Source organism: Streptomyces durbertensis (assembly GCF_014156695.1).
In the GTDB taxonomy this organism is placed as follows: domain Bacteria; phylum Actinomycetota; class Actinomycetes; order Streptomycetales; family Streptomycetaceae; genus Streptomyces; species Streptomyces durbertensis.
This window is the reverse complement of the sequence record NZ_WMLF01000650.1, coordinates 1-2,105: the sequence shown is the minus strand read 5'-3', so window position 1 is coordinate 2,105 and position 2,105 is coordinate 1. Positions and strand designations below refer to the sequence as shown.

Annotated in this window: 4 protein-coding genes; all 4 read left to right on the top strand. The window is 70.8% G+C overall.

Features of this window, described 5'->3' with window-relative positions; translation table 11 throughout:
- The coding region (locus GL263_RS25520; RefSeq protein WP_182858106.1) for an SUKH-4 family immunity protein at positions 1-884 on the top strand (884 nt) is incomplete at its 5' end.
- Between the two features lie 24 nt (positions 885-908).
- Positions 909-1,229, top strand: coding sequence for a hypothetical protein (locus GL263_RS25515; protein ID WP_182858105.1), 321 nt, complete (start codon positions 909-911; stop codon positions 1,227-1,229).
- Positions 1,230-1,241: 12 nt separating this feature from the next.
- Positions 1,242-1,538 (top strand): SUKH-4 family immunity protein, encoded by a 297-nt coding sequence (locus GL263_RS25510; RefSeq protein WP_323379561.1) that lies wholly within the window; start codon positions 1,242-1,244, stop codon positions 1,536-1,538.
- A 43-nt stretch (positions 1,539-1,581) separates the two neighbouring features.
- Positions 1,582-1,890 carry an SUKH-4 family immunity protein gene (locus GL263_RS25505; RefSeq protein ID WP_182858104.1) on the top strand — a complete coding sequence of 103 codons (309 nt, stop codon included), beginning with the start codon at positions 1,582-1,584 and terminating at the stop codon, positions 1,888-1,890.
- The last annotated feature ends 215 nt before the right edge of the window (positions 1,891-2,105 follow it).

Sequence of the window (2,105 nt, the reverse complement as noted above, 5' to 3'; positions counted from 1 at the left end):
GGAGGGAGGTCGCGGTCGCCGAAGCCAACGCCGCCGCGCCTGGCAAGCTGCCGTCGACACCCCCCTTCCACGCCGAGACCGACTACGCCTGGGTCGCCCTGAGCGACCCTGGAACCGGCCGGACCCTGGCCAAGTTGCGAACCCACAGTGTGGAGATCTTCGACGGGGCTGCCGCGATCGGCGACATCGTGGTGATGGGCGGCACCCAGGGCCTGTATGCGGTGAAAGTCGATCTCGATGAGGCGGTACGGGCCACTACCGAGCAGGGTGCTCAGGCGGTCGCGCCCCTCACGACCCTCGCGCCTCGGGACTTCGAGCCGGAGTGGCGTTCCCCCTCCACGGAGCTGATGGCGACGGTGTTCGGGGAGGGCAACGTCATCCTTCTGCGGCCTGATCTGGTGCCGGCGGGGGTGTTGGACGTCCCCGCTCGCCGGCAGCTCACGGAGGTCGGGCTGCCAACTGTCGACAACTGGTTCGGTCTCTCCGTGTTCTCGCCGTCCGACCAGGGCCTCAAGGAGGTCGACTGGCACCGGCACCACGGCGCGACGCCTCCGCAGGACAGCGGCCCGCTGTACCAGCTCGGCGAATGGCTCGGTGGGGTGCTGTGTCTGGACGGCGCATCGGGTCGGGTGCTCCGGGTCGCCGGTTCGGCGGCCCCGGACGCCGCCGAGCCAGCGGACCCCGTCGTGGGGACAAGCTTCCCCTCCTTCGTCGCGATGGTCACGCTCTACCGGGCGATGCTGTCCGCCTACGAGTCGGCGGCGGGCGACGGCGAGTACCTACTCGCCCAGCTCTGCCGCTGGTTGCCGGAGATCGACGCCACGGCCGCCGCCTCACCGGTATGGCAACACGCCGTCGAAGAGCAGAACTTCGACGCGCTGTAGGGGGAGGTCGGGCTGATGCCGGTGATGCCTGTCTATAGGGACGAGGTGGGGCGGGTGCTGCCGGAGAGTCTGGGGAGGTTTGCCGCCACGTACCTGTACCTGGAGATCGCCCACGATCCCGGGTTCGGCCTCCGTGAGACGCTGCACGCGTTCGGGCAGCGGTACGCGGACGCGGTGCGCGTGGAGTTGGCGGAGCTGGTCGGCGAGAGGTATCTGAGCGTCGCGGACTACGAGTGCCTCACGTCCGTGGAGTTCGAGACCGAGGATGATCTGTACACGTACCTCGCGGACATGGTGGAGCATCTCTTCGGCGACGGGCGCGGCAAACCCGTGCCTCCGAGCTGAGAGGGTGGGATCGTGCTGGTGAGGAGCGCCCGGGAGGCGCGGGAGGTCGTGGCTGCTCTGTTCGCCGTTCCTCCTGCTCCTGACGGGAGCGTGCGCACGCTGGAGGTGAGGGAGTTCGACGAGGCGTACGTGGTGCGGCCGTCCGGGCCCGCGCCAGCTGCTTCGGGCGCCCGGCCCACGCCGGCCGAGCCGGGGGGTAGCACCTTTGTGGTCGCCAAGGCCGGTGGTGAGGTCACCACGCTTCCGAACTACCCGTGTGAGCAGGCGATCGCCTCCTACCGTCGGTCGCGTGCCGCGGGGGTGTGGTAGTCGTGGGGCGGTCGGGTGTGTCGAGTGGAGAGGGGAACCCGGAATGACCGAGGCGAGCGGTGGGGAGCGGCGGGTGCCGGCTGACGCGGCCGACGCGTTGGAGATCGGGCGGACGTGCTTCCCGGAGACGTGGGGGGACGGGACGCCCGTGGAGCTGCGGGTGCACGAGTTCGACATCGGCTATCTGGTGCACGCGGTGCGGTCGGCGCCGGCCGACCCGACGAGGCCGCCGGAGCTGGGCGGCAGCCACGTGGTGGTGTCGAAGGAGACGGGCGATGTGACCACGGTGCCGAACTTCCCGGAGGAGCAGGCCGTGGAGTTGTACCGGCGGGGGCTGCGGTCAGGGGAGTGAGGCGGCTGCGGTGAGGTGGAGCGCCGCGTGGTTGTCCGAGCGGCCGCCGGGTGTCCGGCGTCCGGGTGGGCGGGCCGGCGTGGGGTGCCGTGGGCGTGCCGGCCCGGCCGGTCAGCCGCCGCAGCGGGCGGCGGCGAACATGACAACGATGGCCACGACAAAGGTGACCGCGCGGAGCACGTGCATCTTCTCGATCCGGTGAGCTGGGACAGGTC

Excerpts from the sequence above, each read along its gene's own strand:
- GL263_RS25505 (WP_182858104.1), top strand. The coding sequence starts at position 1,582 with ATGACCGAGGCGAGCGGTGGGGAGCGGCGGGTGCCGGCTGACGCGGCC.
- GL263_RS25515 (WP_182858105.1), top strand. The coding sequence starts at position 909 with ATGCCTGTCTATAGGGACGAGGTGGGGCGGGTGCTGCCGGAGAGTCTG.